The sequence below is a fragment of the Ruegeria sp. A5 genome (assembly GCF_056543005.1).
In genome coordinates this window covers 73,734-99,374 of sequence record NZ_JBQGAV010000010.1, presented here as the reverse complement: position 1 = coordinate 99,374, position 25,641 = coordinate 73,734, and the positions used below count along the sequence as shown (strand labels likewise).

Sequence of the window (25,641 nt, the reverse complement as noted above, 5' to 3'; positions counted from 1 at the left end):
GGGTGGTGTTCTGGCGCCATCTTTCTTCGCATGACCTATTTTCTGCTCAATCGGAGCACACTCCATGTTTCGCTACTTCGAAAACCTCATTGACCCTTTTGTTGCCTATGAACAGGTAGACAAGCCACCGACGCGGCTGTGGCCTTTCATGCTGGGCTACTCGCAGCCTTTCAAACGCGTTTTCGTATTGGCCGCGCTGATGTCCGTGGTCGTTGCTGCTGTCGAGGTCGGGCTGATCTTTTATATGGGTCGCGTTGTGGACCTGTTGGGCAGTTCTCCTGCTGAATTCTGGCAGGCGCACGGGACTGAATTGGTCGTGGTTGCCGCCTTGATCCTGTTTATTCGTCCCATCCTTCAGCTTGTTGACGTCTTGCTGCTCAACAACACAATCCTGCCGAACTTTGGGACTCTGATCCGTTGGCGGGCGCATAAACATGTTCTGCGTCAATCGGTTGGCTGGTTCGAGAATGACTTTGCCGGGCGCATCGCAAACCGGGTTGTTCAGACCCCGCCCGCCGCGGGTGAGGTGGTCTTTCAAGTCTTTGACGCGATCTCGTTCTCGATCGCCTACATGATCGGTGCGGCCATTCTGCTTATGGCGGCTGATCCGCGACTGTTGCTACCATTGCTGATCTGGCTGGTGTTTTACGGTGCGCTGGTGCGCTGGACCGTTAAGCGGGTCGGCCCGGCATCTCAGGCGGCGTCGGATGCACGCTCGACCGTGACGGGCCGGGTGGTGGACAGCTATACCAACATCCACTCGATCAAGATGTTTGCCCATGACACTCAGGAACAGGACTATGCGCGCGAGGCGATTGCGGAAACCCGCCGCACTTTCCAGATCGAGATGCGGATTTTCACCATTATGGATGCCGCGCTTGTTGCGCTGAACGGTGTGCTGATCGTGGGAGTCGTCGGTTGGGCAATCCTGCTTTGGGCGCAAGGTAGCGCAACGGTGGGAGTGGTGGCCGCCGCCACGGCACTAACACTACGGTTGAATGCCATGACCGGGTGGATCATGTGGGCGCTGACCAGTTTCTTTCGCGAATTGGGTATCGTTGCCGAGGGTATGCAGACCATCGCGCAGCCCATCGATCTGTTGGACGAACCTGATGCGAAACCTTTGCGGCTTGGTAATGGCCAGATCGAAATACGCGATCTGTCTCATCACTATGGACGAGAAACCGGTGGTTTGGATCACGTCAACTTGACCATCCGGCCAGGCGAAAAGATCGGCCTGATCGGCCGCTCCGGTGCCGGAAAATCGACTCTAGTAAAGCTACTTTTGCGATTTTACGATGTCGAGAAGGGCGCGATCCTGATCGATGGCCAGGATATCTCGAAGGTCACGCAGGACAGTTTGCGCGGCCATATTGGTATGGTTCAGCAGGACAGTGCTCTGTTACACCGCTCGGTTCGGGCCAACATCCTCTATGGTCGGCCTGATGCGACCGAAGAACAGATGATTGCCGCTGCGAAACAGGCCGAAGCGCATGAGTTCATCCTCGATCTGCAAGACCCGGAGGGCCGCACTGGCTATGATGCGCATGTGGGCGAGCGGGGCGTGAAACTGTCCGGCGGTCAGCGGCAGCGTGTAACGCTGGCGCGGGTGATCCTGAAAGACGCGCCGATTTTGCTATTGGACGAGGCGACATCTGCCCTAGATTCCGAAGTCGAAGCCTCGATACAGGAAACACTCTACGGCATGATGCAAGGTAAGACCGTGATCGCCATCGCGCACCGGCTCAGCACGATTGCTCAGATGGATCGCATCCTTGTGATGGATGGCGGCCGGATCGTTGAACAAGGTGGTCATTCCGATCTGTTGGCGCAAGGAGGGCTTTACGCTCAGTTCTGGGCGCGGCAATCTGGAGGCTTCCTAAACCCGGAGGCCGCTGAATGAGGATTGCCGACCTCATCCAACCGTTCAAAGACACAGAAACGCCCCCGCCGCAAACGCTGGGGGCGTTCATCCGTTGGAGCTTGTCCGGCGCCTGGCCGATGCTGTTCGTCGCAGCAGCCTTCTCGGCGATCGCGGGTGCGATGGAGGCTGGCACCGCCTGGGTCCTGGGCCGCGTCATTGATCTGACCACCAACAGCAGTCCTGAGGCGTTTCTGACCGGCGGCAATCTCGCGATCATTTTGGGTGCTGTCGCATTCTTCATGCTTCTACGCCCCGCATTGTTCGGCCTGTCGTCGGTGGCAAACAACTACATCGTCATGCCCAACATCACGCCATTGGTTTTGGCAAAACTGAACCGCTGGACGCTGGGCCAGTCGGTGACCTATTTCGATGACGATTTTGCTGGACGCATCGCCCAAAAACAGATGCAGACATCAAACGCCATGACGCAAGTGGTGTCCGAAACAATCAGCGCTATTGTCTTCGCTATTGCCTCACTTACAGGCTCATTGCTTTTATTAGGGTCTATTCATCCGCTTGTGATGCTGCCATTTGTTGCCTGGCTTGTTGTCTATTTCTTGCTGGTCCGCTGGTATCTTCCACGCATACGCGTACGCTCTGCCGCGCGGGCGGGGGCGCGGGCGATGGTATCGGGGCAGGTGGTCGATACGATCACCAACATCAAAACCGTCAAGCTGTTTGCCCATTCCGAGTTCGAAGATCAAACCGCCCGAAATTCCATGGTCGACCTGCGTGAACGGTCGCTGGAATTCGGCAAGCTATCGGCCAGTTTCCGGTTCATCCTAATGACCCTGGCGGGGGTGCTGCCGGTCTTGTTGATCGGCGCGACACTGTGGTTGTGGCAGGCGGGCATCGCGACGGCCGGGGACATCGTGGCGGCCGGGGCCGTGGCGATACGCATCTCGCAAATGACCGGCTGGGTCAGTTTCACACTGATGGGCCTTTACGCAAATGTCGGTGAGATTGAAAACGGAATGCACACACTGACCAAGCGCGTTCGGGTCGAGGATGCTCCGAACGCATCGACACTTGTGGTCTCAGAGGGCGAGATTGCCTTTGACAGCGTCAGCTTTGCCTATGGCCGCGATATCGGTGGTGTTGCTAATCTTAATTTCACTGCCGCACCGGGTGAAAAGCTGGGCATAGTCGGGGCCTCAGGTGCGGGGAAATCCACTTTGGTTTCACTTTTGCTAAGGCTCTATGACGGGGAACATGGCGTTATTGCCATCGACGGGCAGAATGTCTCTCACGTGACTCAGGACAGCCTGCGGCAACAGATTGGGATGGTCACGCAGGAAACCGCGATGTTCAATCGTTCGGCGCGCGAGAACATCCTCTATGGTCGTCCTGACGCAACTGAAGATGAGCTGATAGAGGCCGCGACCAAAGCCGAGGCGCATGAATTCATACTCGGTCTAGAGGATGCGCAAGGACGCAAGGGCTATGACGCGCATCTGGGCGAACGCGGCGTGAAGCTGAGCGGCGGGCAACGACAGCGGATCGCTCTGGCTCGCGCTATCCTGAAAGACGCACCGATATTGGTTCTGGACGAGGCGACGTCGGCATTGGATTCCGAGGTCGAGGCAGCGATTCAGACGGCACTGCACCGGGTGATGCAGGGCAAGACCGTGCTGGCTATTGCCCACCGCCTGTCCACGCTTAGCGAGATGGATCGGATTATTGTTCTGGATCACGGTCATATCGTTGAAAGCGGCACGCATGAGGCTCTGCTGGAGCGTGGAGGGTTGTACGCCCGGTTCTGGCATCGCCAATCGGGCGGGTTCATTCAGGCCGAGGCTGCAGAATAAGGGGTTTTGTTGCGCTCAAACCCCAGTTATCAGGCCTCCATGACGCAGCAATACACAATAAACCGCCTTGGACATCAGGGCGACGGAATCGCCGATGGTCCGATCTATGCGCCACGCACTCTGCCGGGTGAAGTGGTCAGCGGTACGTTGCTGGGTCAGTTTCTGAACGATATTCGCGTCGAAACACCCTCGGATCAGCGGGTCAAGGCACCCTGTCGTCATTACAAGGCCTGCGGCGGCTGCCAGTTGCAACATGCGACCGATAATTTTGTCGCCGAGTGGAAAATTGAGGTGGTGCGCAACGCGTTGGCCGCGCAGGGGCTCTATGCCCCGATGCGGCCCATTCACACTTCGCCTGATCGATCCCGCCGTCGGGCCACCATCGCCGTGCGGCGCACCAAGAAGGGTACGCTGGCCGGGTTTCATGGTCGCGCTTCTGACACGATTACCGAAATCCCGGATTGCCATTTGCTGCACCCAACCTTGATTGCTGCTATCCCGGTGGCCGAAGCCTTGGCGTTGTTGGGTGGCAGTCGGAAAGGTGTGTTGGCCGTAACGCTGACCCTGTCCGAAGGCGGTTTGGATGTTGCGGTCAAGGGCGGCAAACCGCTGGATGGACCGTTGGAGCTGGCGCTCGCGCAAGCGACCGAGCATCACGGTCTTGCCCGGCTTAGTTGGGATGATGAGGTTATCGCCATGCGTGAGCCTCCGATCCAACGCTTTGGAACCGCTGGCGTCACCCCACCGCCCGGAGCGTTTTTACAAGCCACAAAAGACGGAGAACAGGCTCTATTACAGGCTGTTTCCGACGCTACGTCGGGGGCAAAGCGGATTGTCGATCTGTTCGCCGGATGCGGGACATTCTCGCTGCCGCTGGCACAGACGGCCGAGGTGCATGCGGTTGAAGGTGAGGCCGAGATGACGAAAGCCCTGGATCAGGGCTGGCGCAAGGCGCAAGGCCTGAAACAGGTCACGACCGAGGCCCGAGACCTGTTCCGCCGCCCACTCATGCCCGATGAACTCAAGAAATTCGACGCCGTTGTGCTTGACCCGCCGCGCGCTGGGGCCGAGGCGCAGGTGGCCGAGCTGGCGCAGGCCATGCGCCCGGTGGTTGTTTATGTCTCGTGCAACCCGATCACCTTTGCCCGTGACGCAAAAATGCTGGTTAACGCCGGATATGCCCTTGAATGGGTACAGGTGGTTGACCAATTTCGATGGTCGTCACACACCGAACTTGCCGCTCGGTTCATTTTGAACAAATAACCCTGAGATAAGGACCGCCCGCATGGTGATCGCCCAACGACTGCTGCCCATCATCGAAGCACCGGCTTTCGGGAAATTCATCACCGGTGTGATCCTGTTCAACGCGGTACTGCTGGGGATGGAGACATCGCCCACGCTGATGGACGCAGCGGGTCCACTGATCGTGACGCTGGACAAGCTGTGCCTTGCCATATTCGTCATCGAAATCGTCATGAAACTGATCGCCACAGGGCGCCGGTTCTTCACCAGCGGCTGGAATGTGTTTGATTTCGTGATCGTGGGCGTCGCCCTAGTTCCCAGTGCAGGGGCGCTTTCGGTTCTGCGGGCACTGCGTATCCTCCGGGTCCTGCGCGTTATCTCGGTCGCGCCGCGCCTGCGCCGAGTGGTCGAAGGCTTCATCTCAGCCCTGCCGGGCATGGCCAGCGTGTTTCTGCTGATGGCGATCCTGTTTTACATCGGCGCTGTGATCTCAACCAAGCTTTTCTCGGGTACGTTCCCCGATTGGTTCGGCGATCTGGGTCTGTCGGCCTATACGCTGTTCCAGATCATGACGCTGGAAAGCTGGTCCATGGGCATTGTCCGCCCTGTGATGGAGGTGTATCCCTACGCTTGGCTTTTCTTTGTTCCCTTCATCATGGTGACCACCTTTGCGGTGGTGAACTTGCTGGTCGGTCTCATCGTGAACTCGATGCAGGACGCGCACCATGCCGAGGATGAGGTCAAGACCGATGCATATCGTGATGAGGTTCTTGAAAGGCTGGAATCGATTGAACGCCGACTGACGGAACAGTCGAACAGCAAAAAGTGATTTAAGTTTCGCGAAAATCTGACATAATAATTGACAAAAAAGAGCATCAGGCAGTGAAAATAATGGATCGTCGAGCATTCGGAATGGGCGCAATGGCAACGCTGAGCCTTTCAGCATGTGCCTCAGCCAAACCCAGATTTCTTTCTTATCGCGGGCCCGAGGTGACCTCGATGGTCATCAACAAAGGTGCACGCAAGCTGTATTTGCTCCATAACGAGCAGATTTTGCGGGAGTATGATATCGATCTAGGATTTGCACCCACCGGCACGAAAAACAAAAAAGGCGATGGTCGTACGCCCGAGGGTACCTATCTGATCGACCGCCGCAATCCGCGCAGCAGGTATCATCTATCGTTGGGTATATCGTATCCCAATTCGGAAGACTTGGCTAAAGCCAAGGCCGCAGGTGTTGATCCGGGCGGCGACATCTTCATTCACGGACAACCCAATCTGCGATCCGAGTTCAAGCGGGCGAAGAAGACCCCGGATTGGACGGCAGGTTGTATTGCGGTCAAGAATGATGAGATCGAAGAGATCTACGCCATGGTGAATGAAGGAACCGTGATTACCCTGCGCCCCTAAGCAAGGTTCAAAGCGGTTTCCAGTCACCAAATCCAAATATTGTATAGTCGCGCTGGTACGCTTCCTTCGCTAGCGCTTCAAGCTGTGCGTCGTAAATCTGATCAAGTGCAAACGGCGCGTCCGGCTTGGCCCTGTTTGGCGTTGGCGGGGCTGTATGCCCAACTTTGTAGGCAAGGTCGGGCAAGGCGGTTTCCATCTCATTCTCGCGCAGGATCAGGTCGGGCATGGTGAAACCGGCCATGCCTTCCAGCGTCTGCGCCTGTCCGCACCATTCCCCATCCACACGGATCGGGGTTTGACCCGCCAAAATACTGCGCAGCATGCCCAGAAAGGCCGCGAACGCCTCGGAATGCTGATCCCGGGTATAATTGCTTAGATCACCCTTGGCAGGCAGAGGCACCTTGTACCGTCGGCTCAGCATATTGCGAATGCTCACATACGCGCCGGGGCCTGTGTGCAGAATACGGTCGCAGAACACAGCGTGCGCGCGCGCCAGCGGATGGCGTAGCACCGTGAATTTGCGGTGACCGGGATGATCCTGCATCCATTGACGGGTCTGTTTTTGATTGCGGCCGGTGATCAGGTCGGCTTGAGACACCCCGTCCAGATCGGCAATCCACCGCACCACTTCAGCCTCGGGGCCGCCGCGCACCGGAAGGTACATCAGCGAAGTTTGCGCGGCACCCACATAGCGCGAAACAGCCGGCCCGCGGTGCGGCTCGTAACTTGGGATATGGTGTAGCTTGAAGCGGTCACGTTGCGACAGGGCCAGCTCCATATCATCCGGATTGGTCACTTTCGACAGGGCAGGCGCCGGGTTTTGACGTTTGAGATGCTGGTTCAGCTCCTTAAGACGTGCGCTGACGCCAAGCCACGCGGCAAGGCCGTTCAGAACGTCCAAATCTGTTAGATCGTCATAGTCGATATAGAACGGTGTTTGCCCGGTGGTCTGGAGATGTTTGAGCACTGTTTGTTGAAATGCTTGCCGCTGGTCGAGCTGTTCGGCGAATTCTTCGGCATCGAAGGTGATTTGCGCCTCCCGCCGTTGCTTAATGTTCACCAACCGCCACTGCTTTGTTTCCAAAGCGATTTTCCACGATATGTAGCTATCCAGAGGGTTGCGCATCAGAATGATTTTGGCGCAGCGCGGATCATCCAGCGCCGGTGGCAGCGCCCGCGCATCGTGGTCGCTAAAAAAGCGAAAGCCGTTCATCTCGCCCGGCGCGTTTCGGATGGCGTCGATCAGCGCCATCGGGTCGCGTTCACGATCTTCCAGGGTAAAGCCCAGAACGCTGTCCAGTTTTGGCAGACCGACGAAATAGGGGTTAAACGCTTCTCCGTGACACGTGACGCCATCCAGCGTGTTCAGCTGTAATTCAAGCAGGTTCGAACCTGTGCGCATATCGGCCAGAACGATGAAATAATCGAAGCGGCGGGTCATTTTAGGTTACTGCACCAAATAGGGCTTCTTGAACGATTTGGACTGTGCGCCAAACACGTCATTCACAGGGAAATCCCCCATCAGATAGGGATGCATCCCTTGGTTCTTGAGGTTTTGCAGGAACTTTCCGAACCCGGTCAGATCGACCATCGTCGGTGCCTCGGTCAGATGCGTGGGTTTGGGCGCGCCCATGTCCTCCAGAACGGTCTGTAGTTGTTCCATGGGGGATTCCACAAACTCTGCCATTGTCCATATTCGGATGCGCGTCTTTGCCCGAGCGGCATCCAGTAGCTTGAGCTGTTTGCTTTCGATCTGTTGTAGGCGGGCAGCTTCGCACCGGATATCGGCAAAATTCAGGTTCGAACGGAACAATGGAACCGCCCAGGCCCCCGAGATGACCGCAATATGTGCATTCTGATCTTGCGTCAGGAATTCATTGATTTTCTGAATATCCGTTGGCCCGAATTGAAAGCACTGACGCTCGCCTCTTGTATTCCAGATGAGGTTCGACAGAAAGGCCGAGGGGTTATAGTCGCGTAGCGTGGCGCAATCGCTGAGCGCACCGTTGATGATCGTCTCATCTTCGGCAAATTGCGCCCGTTCGGGACCGAACAGATGCCCATGCACCCGCCCGCCGATGGCGTTTGTCAGCCAGGGTTCGAAATCTTCGAACAACTCGGTAAAGCCTTGAAACACCGAATAGGGAAAGGCTGTCAGGCTACGTTCCGTAGCCGCGCGAGGGAAGCGGCTTTGCATATAAAGACCATCACGACCGCGAACGCGCCGCTCGACCGCTTTGGAAAACACCCGGTCGATCTTGCCGGGGTTGGGCTCGGCCGGGGTCAGTGCGCCTTCGTGGTCGGTCAGAAAGGTCTGATACAACCGGTTCGCGCTGTGCCAGACTTTGCGCGCCACGAAACAGTCGGACCGGCGCAGCAATTGCAGGTGATCGTCGTAGAACATGTGCGGCCGACCTTGATAGTCGAACTTCGACAGGGTCAGCGATCGGCTTTCGATATGGGTGGAATAGAGTCGTGCCAGTGTCTGAAAATAGCTTTCATCGGGAATCCAGACCTGGCGGAAATAGCGATCATATTCGGCGCGCTTGGGATCCTGAAGGATGGCCGACAAGGTTTGGCGGGTCAGACACCACCATTGACTGCCCATATGCGGTACAAGGCCTTCGGGAATTCTGCGGCGCAGACCGAGGGCGCGTTGCAACCGCACGTAATTGTCAAACAGTTTTCGTTGCCTGCGCCATGAGAAGGGGAACCTCAGGGTGAAACGTTCCAGATCCAACCCGCCAATCGTCCAGCTGACGTCGCGCGTGGTTGCGCTTTCGATGAAATCGACACGGGGCCGGTCGGCCAGATAGTCGATCAGATCAGCGACCGGACGCAGCGGCAGACACGCGCCTGAAGACAGATATACATGCCGGACATCTGGAAACCTCTCCAACATCAGCGATGCGGCAGATTGTGATGCGGCGACAATACCCCAGCCGCCCCATTCACAGACATGGCGTTTAGAAAACAGGATCAGCGGTTCATCCGAACAAGCGGCGACAAAATCGGAATAAGCCGGATCGCCGACTTTCTGATCTACATGAATGACCACAGGACAGCCCGAGGCGGCCCAATGGCGTGCCACCTGCTCAACCCGATCCAGCGCGGTGTGCACCAGCATTACGATGCCCAAGCTGCTCATGCCCAGTTCCCCTTGGACATCAGGCCGAGGATCTCAATCTGTCGCCAGTTGATGTATTTCTCGGACCATTTGTTCCAGAAAACCGGATTATCCTCTAACTGCTTGGCATAAGCCTTGTACTCGCCCGACGCAGCATAGTGCTGTCCGCGCAGCAACTCTTCTTTAGCTTTTTCCCCAAGCGTATTGATCAGCTTTGCATGCAGCAGCGCTCCGCTGGTTTTTTCACCGCCCTGCTCTTCATAGACCTGATTGAGCCCGCGCGGCAGCAAGGCGTGGGTTGAGCTGACATAGGCGTAGCGCCGGTGCCATTTCACAAGAGGTATCTTGTTCAGGGCCGGAGCCTTCAGGGGATTGTTCTGAAAGAAAACCCGTGCGCGTGCACCGCCTTGAATCCACAGATTCCCATAGGTCGGGTTGCGGGTAATCATGAAGTTGCCTGAATCGAACCAAGGCGCGACTTCAAAGGGGTTCTGGCCCTCATGATAGGGCGCATCCATGATTCCGGTTTCGGGATACATGTCGATCAGCATGGTGCCGAAACTGCGCACACCAGTATCGTCCAGCCAATCGGTCAGGGCGCGGATCGGGCGGGTATCGCAAAAAGGATAGATAAAGAATTCATCCGGATCGACCGTCAGAACCCAGTGCTTATGCGCATAGCGGCGCAGCAGGTAGTTGGACCAATCCAGACCAAAGGTCGCATTCTTGTAACCTACATCCGTCCACCACAGCGAAACGTCCGGCTGGCCGCTCAGGTATTCGCGGGTGCCGTCATCGCTGTTGTTGTCCACGCACAGGAAGTGATTGATGCCAAGCTTTCGATAGTAGTCTAAGAAATAGGGAAGGCGGATCTTTTCGTTCCGCATCACACTCATCAACAAGATGTCGTTTTTTTTGATCTTGTTGGTGTTATCTTGCACCGCTTTCAGATCCCGACGCCGACGTAGGCAACGCAGCAGGCGGCGCTTGCGCCGCAGTCTCATGCGATAGGAATCCAAAAGGCTCACGCGGCTGCCCAACCTTTTTTGATACGCGCGTCTGCCCGGGGCCGCCTGAGGCCTGAGTGGTGCCGGACATTAACGTTTTATGACATCTCTGCACCTTGTGAGGCAACGGGTTTAAATCCGGTTTACTTCCCCCCTGTGGCAGGAAATCCGCCCGCGTTCATGAGCCCAAGGTCTTGTAACTGTTGCCAATCACCTAGTTTGACCGAGTCAGAAGTCCAAAGATCAGGCCCGCTGATGATCCCGTCATAATAGGCGCCGAACCGATCGGGGTCGTGAAAATGTTGCCGCCTCTGTTTTTCGATCCGCGATTTGTCGACAACCTCAGGCAGGAATTTCGTGTGGAGCAACACGCCCGAGGCGGTCTGCCCACCCGGACCGTCATATTCAAAATTCAAGAACCGGGGCAGCGCGGAATGGCACGAATTCACATAGGCCATATGTCGTGACCACCGGGTTAGAGGGATCTTGTTTAGGGTCGGTGATTTTTGGGGCTGATCTGCAAAAAACGCCCGCTCGCGTACGCCTCCCTGAACCCAAAGGTTGCCCATCGGCCTTTGGCGCTGGGCACGATAGGGGCCGGGGTCAAACCAGTTCAGGCAATCGGTTGGATCGGAATGCGGATCATAACTTTGCGTGCCCAGCCGACCTTTGGGATAGAGATCCAGCATCATCGCCCCAAACGTGGCTTGTCCGCGCGCGTCCAGCCATGCGGTCAAATCGCGCAGCGTATGGGTGTTGTGATGGGCGTAGATCAGTAACTCATCGGCGTCGACCATCAACGTCCAGTGGCCGTGCCCAAATTTCCACTGCAGCCAAGTCAGCCAATCCAACCCGAACCGAGACGCGCGATAGCTTGCCGTAGTCCGCCACAGCGACACATCCGGCTGTTCAAGCAAATACGGGACTGAGCCGTCATCGCTGCCATTATCCACCATCAGAAAATGATCAACGCCCAGCGTGCGATAATGGTGAAAGAACCACGGCAGACGGCTGATCTCATTCCGCAGCGTGGTAAAGGCCAGAATGGCGCCGGGTGTGATCTTTTGCGTGTTGTCAGTCAACGACTTCAGTTGATGGCGGCTGCGAAAGGATCGCCACAACAGCCGCTTGCGTTTCAGGCGCAGCTTGTAGCGCTGCACCCAGGTCAGCGGCTGATCCTCAAGCCTCACTTGGTATAGCCGCCATTCTGATGCCAACGCCAGGCATCCGTGATCATCGTCTTTAACGTTGATCTTTTTGGTGTCCAGCCCAGCTCTTCCTTGGCTCGGACCGAGCCTGAAACTAGACGCGTGCAATCCCCGGCCCGGCGCGGGCCGATGCTGTAGGGTACCGCGCGGTTGGTGACGGCCTTGGAATGCTCGATGACTTCCATCACCGAAAACCCCGACCCGGTGCCCAGATTGAACACGCGGCTTTCTTTGCCCTGTTCTAGCCACTTCAGCCCCAGTACATGTGCATCGACCAGATCGCAGACGTGTACATAATCGCGGATGCAGGTGCCGTCGGGTGTGTCGTAATCGGTGCCGAATACAGTCAAGCCACCCCGCTTGCCATCGATGGCGTCCAGCATCAGCGGGACCAGATGGGTTTCTGGTTGGTGAAACTCTCCAACTTCGGCATCCGGGTCGGCCCCGGCCACGTTGAAATAGCGGAAGATCACGTGCTTCAGGCCATATGCGGCTTGGAAATCACGTAAGATGTCCTCGATCGCTCGTTTCGAGGCACCATAGGCATTCAATGGCTGCTGCTGAGTGCTCTCGTCCAGCACAACGTTGTCATGTTCGCCATAGGTGGCGCAGGTCGACGAGAACACAAAGTTCAAACATCCCGCATCCACAGCCGCCTGTATCAGTGTCAGCGAACCGGTGACATTGTTCGACCAATATTTTCCGGGCTCAACCATCGCTTCGCCGACCTGACTGAGGGCGGCGAAATGTATCACGGCGGCGGGTTGGTATTTGGCGAACACTTCGTCCAGCCGGGCGCGGTCCAGCAGGTCGCCCTGCTCGAAAGGGCCGAATTTCACCGCGCCCTGCCATCCGGTGACAAGATTGTCATAGGTTACGGGCGTATACCCTGCCCTTGTCAGTGCCTTGCAGGCATGAGAGCCGACATAACCTGCGCCACCTGTAACCAGAATATTTGTCATTCAAGCCCCATAGCGGCCATCATTTCTTCGATCTTGGCCACGTCCTGCGGGTTATTCAGTTCCCAGAACTGACGACCTTTGGCTTCGACTTCGACACACAGAACCTTGCGGCCGTTTTCCATGAAGCGCAGCTGTTCCAACCCTTCCAGTGTCTCCAGCGGACCGCTAGTCCAGCCCGGATAAGCATTCAGAGCGTCAGGCCGATAGGCATAAACTCCGACGTGGTGGAATACCGGTGTCGGGTCACTGCTGGCATAGGTCTCGGCTGTGAAAGGGATCACTTCTTTCGAGAAGTAAAGCGCGCTGTGGTCATTGCCGAACACCGCTGTAGTGCCCCCGACCCGGCCTTGCTTGCGATCGTTCAGTAATCCGTTCAGGGCGTCCCCGTCACAGCGCAGCACGGGGGTGGCCACACCCGCATCCGGCGCGTTGCGCAGACCCGAGATCAGGTCTTCAACAAACCAATGCGGGGTCAAAGGCGCATCCCCTTGCAGGTTGACGACGATGTCATAACCGCCACCCAGAGCCGAGTGCGCCTCGGCGCAGCGTTCGGTACCGTTGCGGCAGGTGTCTGAAGTCATCACCACCTCGGCACCGAACCCCTCTGAGGCTTCGCGGATACGGTCATCGTCGGTTGCCACAACCACGCGATCTACGCCTGACACGGAAATCGCAGCGCGCCAGGATCGTTCGATCAGAGTCATGCTGGTTCCGTTTGCCCCGGTCAGCGGAACCAGAGGTTTGCCTGGATAGCGGGTCGAAGCGTAGCGCGCGGGAATGGCAATCAATACTGACATCAGGCTTCCTTCAGCTCAACGCCTGGAGCATAGGCGATGAAAAATGGATTGGCATAGCCGTCTTTGCCGTAGGTCAGCGGCGAATGGTCGTCAAAGCGCACCACATGTCCGCCCGCACCGGCCAGAACCGCGTGGCCCGCAGCGGTGTCCCACTCCATGGTGCGGCCAACACGGGGGTAGAGGTCGGCCTCTCCCGTCGCCACCAGACAGAACTTCAGCGACGACCCGGCACTTTTGCTGTCGCGCACCTGATATTTGTTGATGTAGTCCTCGGTCGCCTGATCCCGATGCGACTTGGATGCAACGATCATCAGCGCCGAATTGTTTGGTTTAGAGACTGATATTGGCGTCAACACACCCGGCTGATCTTTGTCCAGTGCGCCGGTTTCCTCGACAGCTTGCCCATCGGCTTGCGTATAGAACATCCGCCCCCGCGCCGGTGCGTAAACCACACCGCGCGTCGGCACGCCGTTCTCGACCAGAGCAATATTTACGGTGAAATCGCCCCGCCGGTTGATGAACTCTTTGGTGCCGTCCAGAGGATCAACGATCAGAAAGGTATCACCCTTTTCGGAATGCGAAGCTGCCTGTTCCTCGGTCACCAGCAGGATATCTGGAAAAGCCTCGCGCAATCCGGCCGAGATCAAAGCATCCGCCGCCTCGTCCGCCTCGGTTACCGGGCTTGAGTCTGACTTGACCTTGACGTCGAAATCATCTGCTTCATAGATCTGCATGATCTTGTCGCCTGCCTGCAAGGCCAGCCGCCGGATGACGGGAATAAGCGCGTCATAAGTCACAAAAAAGCTCCGTTCCTGTGGTTTGTTGATCAGGGCATCTCACGGACTTATGATGCGATGGATACGGAACAGCAAGAATTTCGTGCCAATTTGCGGCTGACACAGCAGGAAAGAGTATTCGGGTGTTTCACTACAAGCGAAATCAGTCGTTGCTGGGCGGGGTTTTCACCACCGCCGAGCTTATATTCCATGCGGTGGTCCGCAATATCCGCTCGCAGCATTCAAATGCGGTGATCGCAATCCTGATAAACATTGTTCAGGTCGTTCTTCTGGTGACGGCGTTTTATATACTTATGACGCTAATTGGTCGAATGACCGGCATGGCCAAAATCCGGGGCGAGATGGTTTTGTTCCTGCTCTCCGGAGTTTTTCTGTTCCTGACGCATATCAAGTCTGTCGCTGCTATCGCCGGGGTTGGATCCGGCAACAATCCGATGACACTGCATTCGCCGATGACCATGATGGTGATGTTGTCAGCTTCTGCCTTCGGTATTCTGTACACGCAGCTTGCCTCGATCCTGGTCATCCTGTTCGTCTACAGCGTAGCCGTCTCGCCCCTTGTAATTCAGGAGCCCGGCGGTGCTTTTGGGATGCTTTTGCTGGCATGGTTTGTAGGATGCTCGGTCGGTCTTGTGTTTCTGGCGCTAAAGCCCTGGTTTCCAAATACAGTAAGCATCCTGACAAGTATGTACCGTCGTCTGAACATGATATTTTCTGGCAAGATGTTCGTCGGCAACGCATTGGGTGGGTTCATGCTGACTATGTTTGCGTGGAACCCGCTGTTTCACATCATAGATCAATGCCGTGGTTTTGTGTTCCGAAACTACTTTCCCCGCAACTCCAGTTGGGAATACGCGCTTTGGGTCGGGATAATCCTGACGATGATCGGCCTGCTGGGCGAGTTCTATACCCGTAAGCAGGTCTCGAAAAGCTGGGATGCGCGACGCTGATCTTGGCGGTGCACACTTTATCCTGAAAAGCTGATCCCGAATTTGGATTGTGTTTCACGTTGCGACTCTCAAAGTCAGGTTGATGCGTCCGCCCTTTGGCAAAAGTTTGGATGATCCAAACCGGATGCGATCAACCCCGTGATAGGTCAAGCGTGCCGGGCCGCCCATGATCACCACATCGCCCGAGCTCAGCCAGATCGACTCGGTCTTGCCACCCCGTGTTGTATTGCCGATGCGGAACAGCGCGTCATCGCCCAATGAAATCGACAGCACGGGCCACGAGAAATCGGCCTCATCCTTGTCCTGATGCAGGCCCATCTTGGTGCCTTCACCGTAATAGTTGATCAGACAGCAATCGGGCTGGCGATCCGCGCAGGTCAGGTCTTGCCAGATGGTCAATATCTCATCTGGAATCGCGGGCCATGTCATGCCCTTTGGGTGCGTGTCCTGATACCGATAGCCCGCCCGGTCAGTGACCCATCCCAGCACCCCGGCCGAGGTCATGCGCACTGACATTTCCTTGCCCGAAGGTGTCACGGGCCGATAAAGCGGTGCCACTTTCAGAATCGGCCTAAGCAGGTCAACTAGATGCGACTGCGCCGCCGCATCCAAATAGCCTTTCCGAATATCAAATCCGCGCAATAACAGCCGCGCCATTCCAGAATCCCCAAACCTTGCCAAAACCTTGCCAAAAAAGGCCACAGATTCCCGAAAACCTGCGTTTCTGAACGCTTGCAGGCCCCTGTTCTCGCCCTTATATACGCCTCGACGCGCGATGGTGTAGTACTGTCGCGCACATCAATCGGGGGCAGGATGCCGCAACGGGTCCAACCCTCGGGACATCGCCTTGAATGGAAAGGGATTGAAAATATGGGAAAAGTAATCGGGATTGACCTCGGTACCACCAACTCGTGTGTGGCCATCATGGACGGCTCGCAGCCGAAGGTCATCGAAAACGCTGAAGGGGCGCGTACCACGCCCTCGATCGTCGCTTTTACAGAAGATGAGCGTCTGGTCGGTCAGCCTGCAAAACGTCAGGCGGTCACCAACCCCGACAACACGATCTTTGGCGTCAAGCGTCTGATCGGTCGTCGTGTGGATGATGCAGAAGTCGAAAAAGACAAGAAAATGGTGCCCTACGCCATCGTTGATGGCGGCAATGGCGACGCGTGGGTTGAAGCCCGCGGTGAAAAGTACTCCCCAAGCCAGATCTCGGCCTTCACTCTGGGCAAGATGAAGGAAACCGCAGAAAGCTATCTGGGTGAGGAAGTCACGCAGGCGGTTATCACCGTTCCGGCATACTTCAACGACGCACAGCGTCAGGCCACCAAAGACGCCGGTAAAATTGCCGGTCTGGAAGTGCTGCGGATCATCAACGAGCCGACAGCAGCTGCGCTGGCCTATGGTCTGGACAAAGAAGAAACCCAAACCATCGCGGTTTATGACCTTGGTGGTGGTACCTTCGACGTAACCATTCTGGAAATCGACGACGGTCTGTTCGAAGTCAAATCGACCAACGGTGACACCTTCCTGGGTGGTGAAGACTTTGACATGCGCATCGTCAACTACCTGGCGGATGAGTTCAAAAAGGAACACGGTGTCGACCTGTCTGCCGACAAGATGGCCCTGCAGCGTCTGAAAGAAGCCGCTGAAAAAGCCAAGATCGAGCTGTCCTCGACCTCGCAGACCGAAATCAACCAGCCGTTCATCTCGATGGGTTCGAACGGTCAGCCGTTGCACATGGTCATGAAACTGACCCGCGCCAAGCTGGAATCGCTGGTTGGCGACCTGATCAAGAAGTCGATGAAGCCTTGCCAGGCTGCCCTGAAAGACGCAGGCCTGTCGGCTGGCGACGTGGATGAGGTTGTTCTGGTCGGTGGTATGACCCGGATGCCGAAAGTGATCGAAGAGGTCACCAAGTTCTTCGGTAAGGAGCCGCACAAAGGTGTGAACCCGGACGAAGTTGTTGCCATGGGCGCCGCCATTCAGGCCGGTGTTCTGCAGGGCGACGTCAAAGACGTGGTTCTGCTGGACGTGACCCCGCTCAGCTTGGGCATCGAGACGCTGGGTGGCGTATTCACCCGACTGATCGACCGCAACACGACCATTCCGACGAAAAAGTCCCAGGTCTTCTCGACCGCCGAGGACAATCAGAACGCCGTGACCATCCGCTGTTTCCAGGGTGAGCGTGAAATGGCTGCGGACAACAAGATCCTCGGTCAGTTCAATCTGGAAGAGATCCCGCCCGCACCGCGCGGCATGCCTCAGATCGAGGTGACTTTTGACATCGACGCCAACGGCATTGTCTCGGTTTCGGCCAAGGACAAAGGCACCGGCAAAGAGCAGAAGATCACCATTCAGGCCTCGGGCGGTCTGTCGGACGAAGATATCGACAAGATGGTCAAGGATGCCGAGGAAAACGCCGAGGCGGACAAGGCGCGCAAAGAGCTGGTCGAAGCCAAGAACCAGGCCGAAAGCCTTGTCCACGCGACCGAGAAATCGATCGAGGAACATGGCGACAAGGTCGACCCGTCGACCGTCGAAGCGATCGAACTGGCCGTTGCTGCGCTCAAGGATGAGCTGGAAACGGACAATGCCGACAAGATCAAGTCGGGCATCCAGAACGTGACCGAAGCGGCCATGAAACTGGGTGAGGCGATCTATAAGGCACAGGCGGAAGAGGGCGAAGATGAGCCCGCAGCCACAGATGCCGCGCCGGGTGACGATGACATTGTCGACGCCGAGTTCGAAGATCTGGACGACGACAAGCGTAACTAACGGGTAACCGGGCCAATTTGGGCCGGTCCGGTTGCCGGGCCGGCCCGATTACGTTGAGGCAGAAGGAAATACTGATGTCCAAACGCGACTATTACGAAGTGCTCGGCGTGTCCAAGGGCGCTTCTGCGGATGAGATCAAAAAAGGCTTTCGCTCGAAAGCCAAACAGCTGCATCCCGATCGCAACAAGGACAACCCCGATGCCGAGGCGCAGTTCAAAGAGGCCAACGAGGCTTACGATGTTCTGCGCGATGCTGACAAGAAAGCCGCTTATGACCGCTTTGGTCACGCCGCGTTTGAAAACGGCATGGGCGGTGGCGGCGGCCGTCCCGGTGGCGGCTTCGGTCAGGGCGATTTCTCCAGCGCGTTCTCTGACGTGTTCGACGACCTGTTCGGCGACTTCATGGGTGGCCAGCGTGGGGCAGGCGGGGGCCGTCGCGCTGCACGCGGTTCAGACCTGCGCTATAACCTGCGGGTCACGCTGGAAGAGGCTTATGCAGGCCTGCAGAAAACCATAAACGTTCCTACGGCTGTGGCCTGTTCCTCTTGCGAGGGAACTGGTGCCGAAGGTGGTGTTGAACCTACTGCATGTCCGACTTGTTCCGGCATGGGCAAGGTTCGCGCGCAACAGGGCTTTTTCACGGTTGAGCGCACCTGCCCGACCTGCTCTGGTTTGGGTCAGATCATTAAGAACCCTTGTAAGTCGTGCCAAGGTGCGGGACGCGTTGAAAAAGATCGCGCATTGTCCGTGAACATCCCTGCCGGTGTCGAGACCGGCACCCGGATTCGTCTGGCCGGTGAGGGTGAGGCTGGAATGCGTGGTGGTCCTCCCGGTGACCTCTATATTTTTGTCGAAGTTTCCGAGCACAAGCTGTTCGAACGTGACAGCGTGAACCTCTATTGCCGTGTGCCAGTCAGCATGGCCAAGGCAGCACTTGGCGGTTCGATCGAGGTGCCGACCATCGACGGTGGTCGCGGTCGTGTTCAGATTCCTGCTGGCAGCCAGTCGGGACGCCAGATGCGTCTGCGTAGCAAAGGCATGCCCGCCCTGCGCGGCGGAGGCATCGGGGATATGTTCATCGAACTTGCCGTGGAAACTCCGGTCAATCTGACCAGTCGTCAGAAAGAACTTCTGCGTGAGTTTGACGATTTGGGTGAAGATAACCACCCGGAATCTAAAAGCTTTTTCTCTTCTGTAAAGTCCTTCTGGGATGGCATGAAGGGTTAAACGGTTGAGCAGGGGGCTCTGCCCCCATCGCCCTTTGGGCGACCCCCCCCGAGATATTTATGGCCAGATGAAACAGGGGATCCGTGTGTTGCCGATCCGGCAGGCAGGGATAGGGCGCGTTAACTTTTCGGAAACCGATTCTGCGTCAGAGTGGTGTTATGACCCAAGACGCCTTTGCCGAAGCCCCCATGCTGTTCGATACGGATGAAGCACCGGCGCAGCCGCTGCCCGTTGGTCGGTTACCCTCCTACATCAAAGACCATCGCAAGCGGCTGCGCGAAAGGTTCATGTCTGGCGGATCAGCAGCGATGCCGGATTATGAACTGCTGGAACTTGCTCTGTTCCGATCCATCCCGCGTCAGGATGTGAAACCGCTGGCGCGCGCGCTGATGGATGCGTTTGGTGATTTCAATCGTGTGTTGACGGCACCCGAGGAACGGCTGCGTCAGATCAAAGGCGTTGGGGACACGGTGATTACCGATCTGAAAATCCTTGAGGCCTGTGCCCACCGCATGGCGCGTGCCCGGGTGATGCAACGGCATGTGATCTCGGGATGGGATGCGCTTCTGGACTATTGTCACACCACGATGGCGCACCGCGAGATCGAGCAGTTTCGTGTGTTTTATCTAGATCGCAAGAATGTGCTGATTGCGGATGAAGAGCAGGCCAAAGGCACGGTGGATCATGTGCCGGTCTATCCGCGAGAGGTCGCGAAGCGGGCGTTGGAACTCAATGCCTCGGCTCTGATCCTGGTCCACAATCATCCATCCGGTGATCCGACGCCGTCGCAGTCGGATATCGATATGACCAACCGGATTCAGGATGCGTGTTCCGCCCTTGGGCTGACTTTGCATGATCACCTGATCATCGGGAAATCGGCTGAACTGAGTTTCCGCTCGCAAGGCTATTTGTAAGGGTTATCGGATCCAAACTTCGACCCGACGATTCACCTTGCGGCCCCATTCGGTGTCGTCGCAGGCCATCGGCATGGCCTCGCCAAAGCCCTCGACACTGATTTCGATGCTGTCGGGGAGGCTGGTTTCGACCGATGCCAGCACTGCGTTTCGGACGGTTTTGGCTCGCTGCAGGGCAATACGTGAATTGGCGACCGCCGCGCCCTCGCCGTCACTAAACCCAACAAAGATCAATTGACGCGCCTCCAACGTTCCGCTTTCCAAAGCTTGCGCAAGGTTCAAGATGTTTGACCGGGACTGAGCATCGGGTCGCGACGACCCCGGTTCGAACCGAAAGGACAAAGATAGCCGCGAAAGTGGACGGAGGGTTTCGATCATGCGCTGCAACTCTTCCAACCCGACCTCAGCTCCACCGGTGCTGATCGCATTGGCCAGCCGATCGCCTTGCAGCCCAACCTGGATTGTTTCAAGGGATTGATCGACAAATCCGGCTTGCCGGATGACCATCTGTGCGGCGCTGCTTTGGGTATAGGCCAAAAACTGTCGCGCGACTTTGGGCAATCGTCTTTGTGGCAAATAGAAAAACATGGGTGAGGTCAGCGGATAATCTTCGGTCTTGACCGATTGCCGCGTTGCCGGCAAGGCATGTCCGCACCCACCGGTCAGAGGCAGGGCGCGCACAGTCCCGGCCTCGGCAAGACTGGCGACGCCGAGCGCGAACGGGTCGTTCGAGACCGTGCGCACCAGATTGCTGTTTCGATCGTGGCGCGTGATCTGAGCGGTCATATGTGCGTTGGCAGGTGCTAACAGCAAATCCTCGACCGCCTGATCCAGCCCGGAACCGACCTGTGGCAGATGCAGAGAGATCGGCGCATCAGGCCCACCGAGATCGCCCCAATTTGCGACCTCGGCGGTGAAAACCTTCACCAGATCAGCAAGCGATATCTGGCGCACGGGATTGTCGGCCGACACGATTGGCACGATTGCATCCAGAGCCAAGACGCGCGACCGACGGGTATGCGTCAGATCTCCGAGCCCGGCGGCTTTGGTCAACTCCAGTTCGTCTGATCGAATTTCCCGCTGCGCCAACACGACATCTGCGGTGTTCTCAACCAGATCGATAAAGCCGTCAGCCGTATCCGTTGCACGAAATATGAACCTCGCCAAAGGCGCCTGCCGATCAGGGTGATGCAGAGCGTAGACCCGCAGGTCTCCGGTGCCCTCGGGCTGTGACAGGGTTAACCCTTCCTCGATGGCAAAGCCCTGTGCAAGTGCGGGCAGCAGCGTCTCGGCGATCACTGATGAGCCAGAGAACCGAACTTCGGCCACAAAATCCGTCAGGTTGGGGCAAGCTGGGCCGTCGCAGGTGACCCCCGATCCATCGACCGTCAGCTCTCCGAATAGCGTATCGACACGGTAGAATTCACCGTCGTAACCAAGAAGGGTGCCGACCACTTCTACCTTGCCGTCATGCGAGGTCAAAGTGATGTCCTGCGCGAATACGCTCTGTGCCAAGGATAAGGCAAAAAGCGCGGCGAACGCCGCACGAAGAATGTTCATTGGAAACCGTAGATCTGCCTGCTGCTTTTATTTGGCAGCGATTGTCAGGTCTGAGAACAGATTATTCAACACCAGAAAATCGCCAGCTGCCTCACAACCGGGCATATCCAGCGACAGGTCGTGTGAGCGTAGCCGTTCCGCGCGCCATTCCAATGATTGCACGCTTAGGGGCTTGCCGCAATTTGCTTCAGTGACCTCAGTTTCAACCGACAGTGTGATACTTCCGGCTTCGGTTGCGGTCTCAATGGGGTAGGAATAAACCTCGATATTGCGCGCGACGTCCGAACCGCCCTGACCCAGATGGATCACCGAGCCCGCGCCGCCGGTCTGGGACCCTGACCAAACGTGGCCTTCTTCCCCGTAACCTGCGCCGAATTCCAGCGCATGAAGCTGCAGATCGGTTTCGCCCTGCCACTGCAAGGCAACCCGGTTGAAGCTGTTGATCTCGGGCACATGCGTCGTCGCAACGGTGCCTTTCTCATCCGGCAGCGAGATCAGGAAAATAGCGTACTCCGACAGCGCCGGGATGGTCAGGTTCAAGCCGCCAAGCGCATCGGTCTCGGTGCTGAAAACCAGCCCGTTGTGATGAACCTCAATGGTCTCATTGGCGTGGCAGGGGGCCTTGACCCGCAGCCGTACGTTGGCGCCGGGCACAGCCATGGCGCGCGCGCTCATATCGCAATTCGAAGGCAAACGGCTGGTTTCTGGCGCTGAGCGTATGGATTGAGATAGATCCTTGGGACGTGCTTCTGTCGGGGAAGAAGAGGTCAGGACAACGCTTTCCAGTCCGGTCAGGTCCGAGTCCTGTTCCGAGATCGAAGCGACGCGTTCACCGCTCGGCTCAGCATTGGGTTGCTGCGCCGATCCGCTTTGCATCAAATATCCAATGGCCAGAGCGCAGGCAACGGTTCCGCCCGTGGTCACGTAGTTCTTAATGACAAACAAGACACCCTCCCCAGTTGAAGGAGCGAGTCGCAATTTGCTTCCCAATCAAGGCCAATATGTGGCCGTGAGGCGGACTCATTGTGGTGGAAAGCAGGTGACGTTAAGTCAACCTGCCGTGGCAATGTTTGAATTTTTTCCCCGAGCCACAGGGGCAAGGATCATTGCGTGACGGGTTACCCCAAGTCGAAGGATCATCCTCGACAAAACCCGGACGACGGTCACCAGACGCTTCGGCTTCGGCGATCGCCTCAGCATTCCCGGCAGCTTGATCCACAGCTTTCTGCGCCTGTGCCTGTTGCGCCGCCATCTGTGCGAGCATTTCCTTCTGTTCTTCTTCGCTCAGCGGGCGCACGCGCGACAATTGCTGAGTGACGGTTTCGCGCAAGGAATCAAGCATCCCTTCGAACAGCTGGAAGCTTTCGTTCTTGTACTCGTTCAGCGGATCGCGCTGTGCATAGCCACGGAAACCCACGACCGAGCGCAGATGCTCCAGCGTCAAAAGATGTTCGCGCCATTTGCCATCGATAGTCTGCAGCAGAACCTGCTTTTCGATGTTGCGCATGTTTTCCGGGCCAAAGGCCACGGCCTTCTGCGCCATCATTTCATCGGCGGCCTTGATCAGACGTTCGCGGATTTGCTCGTCATCAACGCCTTCCTCGGCGGCCCAGTCCTGAACCGGCGCATCGATGGTCAGCTTGTCTTTGACCGCTTCGTGCAGACCTTCTGTATCCCATTGATCTGCATATGATTTTGGCGGCATGAATTCGTCGATCATATCGTCGATCACCTGCTCACGCATATCGGACACGACATCCGACAGATCATCCGCTGACATGATTTCACGCCGCTGGCTGAACACGACTTTCCGCTGATCGTTCATTACGTCGTCGAATTTCAGAACGTTTTTGCGCATGTCAAAGTTGCGACCTTCGACCTTGGATTGCGCCCGTTCCAGCGATTTGTTCACCCAGGGGTGAATGATTGCCTCGCCCTCTTTCATGCCCAGCGTGGTCAGGACCTTGTCCAGACGTTCCGAACCGAAGATGCGCATCAGGTCATCTTCCAGGCTCAGGTAGAACACGGTGCGGCCCGGGTCACCTTGGCGTCCCGAACGCCCGCGCAGCTGGTTGTCGATCCGGCGGCTTTCATGACGTTCGGACGCCATTACGTAAAGACCACCGGCCTGCAGCACCTTTTCCTTTTCTTCCGCGTGCTTGGCTTCTTCTGCCGCACGCAACTCGGCCGGGTCAGCCTCGGGGTTTTCGGCCAGCGCCTGCAGCACCTTCATCTCAACGTTACCGCCCAGCTGGATGTCAGTACCGCGACCCGCCATGTTGGTGGCGATGGTCACCGCACCCAGACGGCCGGCATCTGCCACGATCTGGGCTTCCTGTTCGTGCTGACGGGCGTTCAGAACATTGTGCTCGATACCCTCCTTAGTCAGCATCTGGCTGATCACTTCGGACTTTTCGATCGACGTCGTGCCGACAAGAACCGGCTGACCTTTTTCACCGGCCTTTTTGACCTGTTCAATAATGGCACCGTATTTTTCGGCTGTGGTGCGATAGACCTGGTCGTCTTTGTCCTCACGCGCGATTGGTTTGTTGGTCGGAACCTCGACCACACCCAGACCATAGATTTCCTGAAATTCTTCCGCCTCGGTCAGCGCAGTACCCGTCATGCCGGACAGCTTGTCATAGAGGCGGAAATAGTTCTGGAATGTCACGCTGGCCAGCGTCACATTCTCGGGCTGAATCTGTACGCCTTCCTTGGCTTCGATGGCTTGGTGCAGACCTTCCGACAAGCGGCGGCCCGGCATCATCCGACCGGTGAATTCGTCGATTAGCACCACATTGCCATCCCGAACGATATAGTCCTTGTCGCGTTGGAACAGTTTATGCGCGCGCAGGCCCTGATTGACGTGATGCACTACAGTGGTGCTTTCGGGGTCGTACAGCGAATGCCCCTCGGGCAGCAGACCCGCTGAAAGCAGTTGCTGCTCCAAAAACTCGTTGCCTTCATCGGTGAACGTCACGCTGCGGCTTTTTTCATCAAGCGAGTAATGATCGTCCTGCAGCGTCGGGATCACGGTATCGATGGCAGTATAAAGGTCCGATCGGTCTTGTGCAGGCCCCGAGATGATCAGCGGTGTCCGCGCCTCATCAATCAGGATCGAGTCGACTTCGTCGACGATCGCGAAATTGTGGTGCTTCTGATAGACCTGTTCCAGATCGGCCTTCATGTTGTCGCGCAGATAGTCAAAGCCCAACTCATTATTTGTGGCATAGGTGATGTCACACTTGTACGCCGCCATCTTCTCGGCATCCGGTTGGCCCGACCAGATCACACCGGTCGTCATGCCAACGGACGCAAATACCTTGCCCATCCATTCCGAGTCGCGCTTGGCCAGGTATTCGTTCACCGTGACCACATGTACGCCCTTGCCGGTCAGTGCATTCAGATAGGCGGGGAAGGTGGCGACCAGGGTTTTGCCTTCACCCGTTTTCATTTCCGAGATATTGCCCTGGTGCAGGAACAAACCACCCATCAACTGCACATCAAAGGCCCGAAGACCTAGGGCGCGCTTGGCCCCTTCGCGGACATTGGCAAATGCTTCCGGCAACAAGTCATCCAGCTTTTCACCGTCCAGCGCTCGTTTGCGCAGCTCAGCGGTTTTCTCGATCAGGCCATCGTCGGTCAGGATCTCGAACTCCGGCTCCAGCGCATTGATCTTTTCGACCAGCGGGCGGGCCGCCTTGATCTTGCGGTCGTTCGGTGTTCCGAACACCTTTTTGGCGAGCGTTCCGAGTCCCAGCATGTTCACTCCAGCGGATCTGTTTTTTTCTTGGTTGCGACAGGCTTGCCCACCTTGCGCGCAGCCCCTAGATACGGGGGGTGAAAGGCGGCCCTGTCCAAGGCTTCAAAGCGATGTAAGGGGCAGGTTCCACAGTGTCAACGCTGCGCCCTGTCGCGGCAAAGAAATAGG

Annotated in this window: 20 protein-coding genes; 9 read left to right on the top strand and 11 right to left on the bottom strand. The window is 57.0% G+C overall.

Annotation, left to right across the window (positions count from 1 at the left end):
- Positions 1 to 64: 64 nt before the first annotated feature.
- The 5 genes from ACR0AY_RS18730 (at position 65) to ACR0AY_RS18710 (ending at position 6,384) form a co-directional block, all read left to right on the top strand.
- Positions 65 to 1,903 carry an ABC transporter ATP-binding protein gene (locus tag ACR0AY_RS18730; protein ID WP_170515470.1) on the top strand — a complete coding sequence of 613 codons (1,839 nt, stop codon included), beginning with the start codon at positions 65 to 67 and terminating at the stop codon, positions 1,901 to 1,903.
- Positions 1,900 to 3,732, top strand: a complete 1,833-nt coding sequence (locus ACR0AY_RS18725) for an ABC transporter ATP-binding protein (protein ID WP_170515468.1) — start codon at positions 1,900 to 1,902, stop codon at positions 3,730 to 3,732. The genes ACR0AY_RS18730 and ACR0AY_RS18725 overlap by 4 nt, the downstream gene beginning before the upstream one ends.
- Before the next feature lie 39 nt (positions 3,733 to 3,771).
- Positions 3,772 to 4,995 (top strand): class I SAM-dependent RNA methyltransferase, encoded by a 1,224-nt coding sequence (locus tag ACR0AY_RS18720; RefSeq protein WP_170515465.1) that lies wholly within the window; start codon positions 3,772 to 3,774, stop codon positions 4,993 to 4,995.
- A 22-nt stretch (positions 4,996 to 5,017) separates the two neighbouring features.
- Positions 5,018 to 5,803: an ion transporter gene (locus ACR0AY_RS18715; protein WP_170515462.1), complete on the top strand. Its 786-nt coding sequence runs from the start codon at positions 5,018 to 5,020 to the stop codon at positions 5,801 to 5,803.
- 62 nt (positions 5,804 to 5,865) lie between these two features.
- Positions 5,866 to 6,384: a L,D-transpeptidase family protein gene (locus ACR0AY_RS18710; protein ID WP_170399336.1), complete on the top strand. Its 519-nt coding sequence runs from the start codon at positions 5,866 to 5,868 to the stop codon at positions 6,382 to 6,384.
- Between the two features lie 7 nt (positions 6,385 to 6,391).
- Here the strand turns inward: ACR0AY_RS18710 and ACR0AY_RS18705 are convergent, their stop codons facing one another.
- The 7 genes from ACR0AY_RS18705 to cysQ all read right to left on the bottom strand — a co-directional run bounded on the left by ACR0AY_RS18705 (position 6,392) and on the right by cysQ (position 14,282).
- Positions 6,392 to 7,825, bottom strand: a complete 1,434-nt coding sequence (locus ACR0AY_RS18705) for a sulfotransferase family protein (RefSeq protein ID WP_170515458.1) — start codon at positions 7,823 to 7,825, stop codon at positions 6,392 to 6,394.
- Between the two features lie 6 nt (positions 7,826 to 7,831).
- Positions 7,832 to 9,532, bottom strand: coding sequence for a DUF5927 domain-containing protein (locus tag ACR0AY_RS18700; RefSeq protein WP_170515455.1), 1,701 nt, complete (start codon positions 9,530 to 9,532; stop codon positions 7,832 to 7,834).
- Positions 9,529 to 10,515, bottom strand: a complete 987-nt coding sequence (locus tag ACR0AY_RS18695; RefSeq protein WP_170515452.1) for a glycosyltransferase family 2 protein — start codon at positions 10,513 to 10,515, stop codon at positions 9,529 to 9,531. Before ACR0AY_RS18695 ends, ACR0AY_RS18700 begins: the two co-directional genes overlap by 4 nt.
- A 146-nt stretch (positions 10,516 to 10,661) precedes the next feature.
- Complete coding sequence (locus ACR0AY_RS18690; protein ID WP_170515449.1) at positions 10,662 to 11,708, bottom strand: glycosyltransferase family 2 protein; 1,047 nt, start codon at positions 11,706 to 11,708, stop codon at positions 10,662 to 10,664.
- Complete coding sequence (galE, locus tag ACR0AY_RS18685) at positions 11,705 to 12,688, bottom strand: UDP-glucose 4-epimerase GalE (RefSeq protein ID WP_170515446.1); 984 nt, start codon at positions 12,686 to 12,688, stop codon at positions 11,705 to 11,707. Before galE ends, ACR0AY_RS18690 begins: the two co-directional genes overlap by 4 nt.
- Positions 12,685 to 13,485 (bottom strand): 3-deoxy-manno-octulosonate cytidylyltransferase family protein, encoded by an 801-nt coding sequence (locus ACR0AY_RS18680; protein WP_170515443.1) that lies wholly within the window; start codon positions 13,483 to 13,485, stop codon positions 12,685 to 12,687. The genes galE and ACR0AY_RS18680 overlap by 4 nt, the downstream gene beginning before the upstream one ends.
- Positions 13,485 to 14,282, bottom strand: a complete 798-nt coding sequence (cysQ, locus tag ACR0AY_RS18675; protein ID WP_170515168.1) for a 3'(2'),5'-bisphosphate nucleotidase CysQ — start codon at positions 14,280 to 14,282, stop codon at positions 13,485 to 13,487. The genes ACR0AY_RS18680 and cysQ overlap by 1 nt, the downstream gene beginning before the upstream one ends.
- A 122-nt stretch (positions 14,283 to 14,404) precedes the next feature.
- Between cysQ and ACR0AY_RS18670 the strand changes: the two genes are divergently transcribed.
- On the top strand, positions 14,405 to 15,232 hold the full coding sequence (locus ACR0AY_RS18670; protein WP_170515440.1) for an ABC-2 transporter permease: 828 nt from the start codon (positions 14,405 to 14,407) through the stop codon (positions 15,230 to 15,232).
- Positions 15,233 to 15,286: 54 nt separating this feature from the next.
- Here ACR0AY_RS18670 and ACR0AY_RS18665 read toward each other — a convergent pair whose 3' ends face one another.
- On the bottom strand, positions 15,287 to 15,889 hold the full coding sequence (locus ACR0AY_RS18665; RefSeq protein ID WP_170636723.1) for an alpha-ketoglutarate-dependent dioxygenase AlkB: 603 nt from the start codon (positions 15,887 to 15,889) through the stop codon (positions 15,287 to 15,289).
- A gap of 213 nt (positions 15,890 to 16,102) precedes the next feature.
- Here ACR0AY_RS18665 and dnaK point away from each other — a divergent pair, with 213 nt between their 5' ends.
- The 3 genes from dnaK (at position 16,103) to radC (ending at position 20,150) form a co-directional block, all read left to right on the top strand.
- Positions 16,103 to 18,010: a molecular chaperone DnaK gene (dnaK, locus tag ACR0AY_RS18660; RefSeq protein WP_170515437.1), complete on the top strand. Its 1,908-nt coding sequence runs from the start codon at positions 16,103 to 16,105 to the stop codon at positions 18,008 to 18,010.
- A 74-nt stretch (positions 18,011 to 18,084) separates the two neighbouring features.
- A complete protein-coding gene (gene dnaJ, locus ACR0AY_RS18655; protein ID WP_170399308.1) occupies positions 18,085 to 19,236 on the top strand; it encodes a molecular chaperone DnaJ in 1,152 nt (383 codons plus the stop codon).
- 158 nt (positions 19,237 to 19,394) lie between these two features.
- The gene (gene radC / locus ACR0AY_RS18650) at positions 19,395 to 20,150 is read left to right on the top strand and encodes a RadC family protein (RefSeq protein WP_170515434.1); all 756 of its coding nucleotides are present in this window, start codon (positions 19,395 to 19,397) and stop codon (positions 20,148 to 20,150) included.
- 3 nt (positions 20,151 to 20,153) lie between these two features.
- On the opposite strand, the gene ACR0AY_RS18645 is transcribed toward radC, so the two are convergent.
- The 3 genes from ACR0AY_RS18645 to secA form a co-directional block, all read right to left on the bottom strand.
- Complete coding sequence (locus tag ACR0AY_RS18645) at positions 20,154 to 21,710, bottom strand: phosphate ABC transporter substrate-binding/OmpA family protein (protein ID WP_170515431.1); 1,557 nt, start codon at positions 21,708 to 21,710, stop codon at positions 20,154 to 20,156.
- 27 nt (positions 21,711 to 21,737) lie between these two features.
- Entirely contained in the window at positions 21,738 to 22,655 is a 918-nt protein-coding gene (locus ACR0AY_RS18640; RefSeq protein WP_480454500.1) for a hypothetical protein, read from the bottom strand.
- Positions 22,656 to 22,755: 100 nt separating this feature from the next.
- Positions 22,756 to 25,473, bottom strand: coding sequence for a preprotein translocase subunit SecA (gene secA / locus ACR0AY_RS18635; protein WP_170515428.1), 2,718 nt, complete (start codon positions 25,471 to 25,473; stop codon positions 22,756 to 22,758).
- Positions 25,474 to 25,641 lie beyond the last annotated feature (168 nt).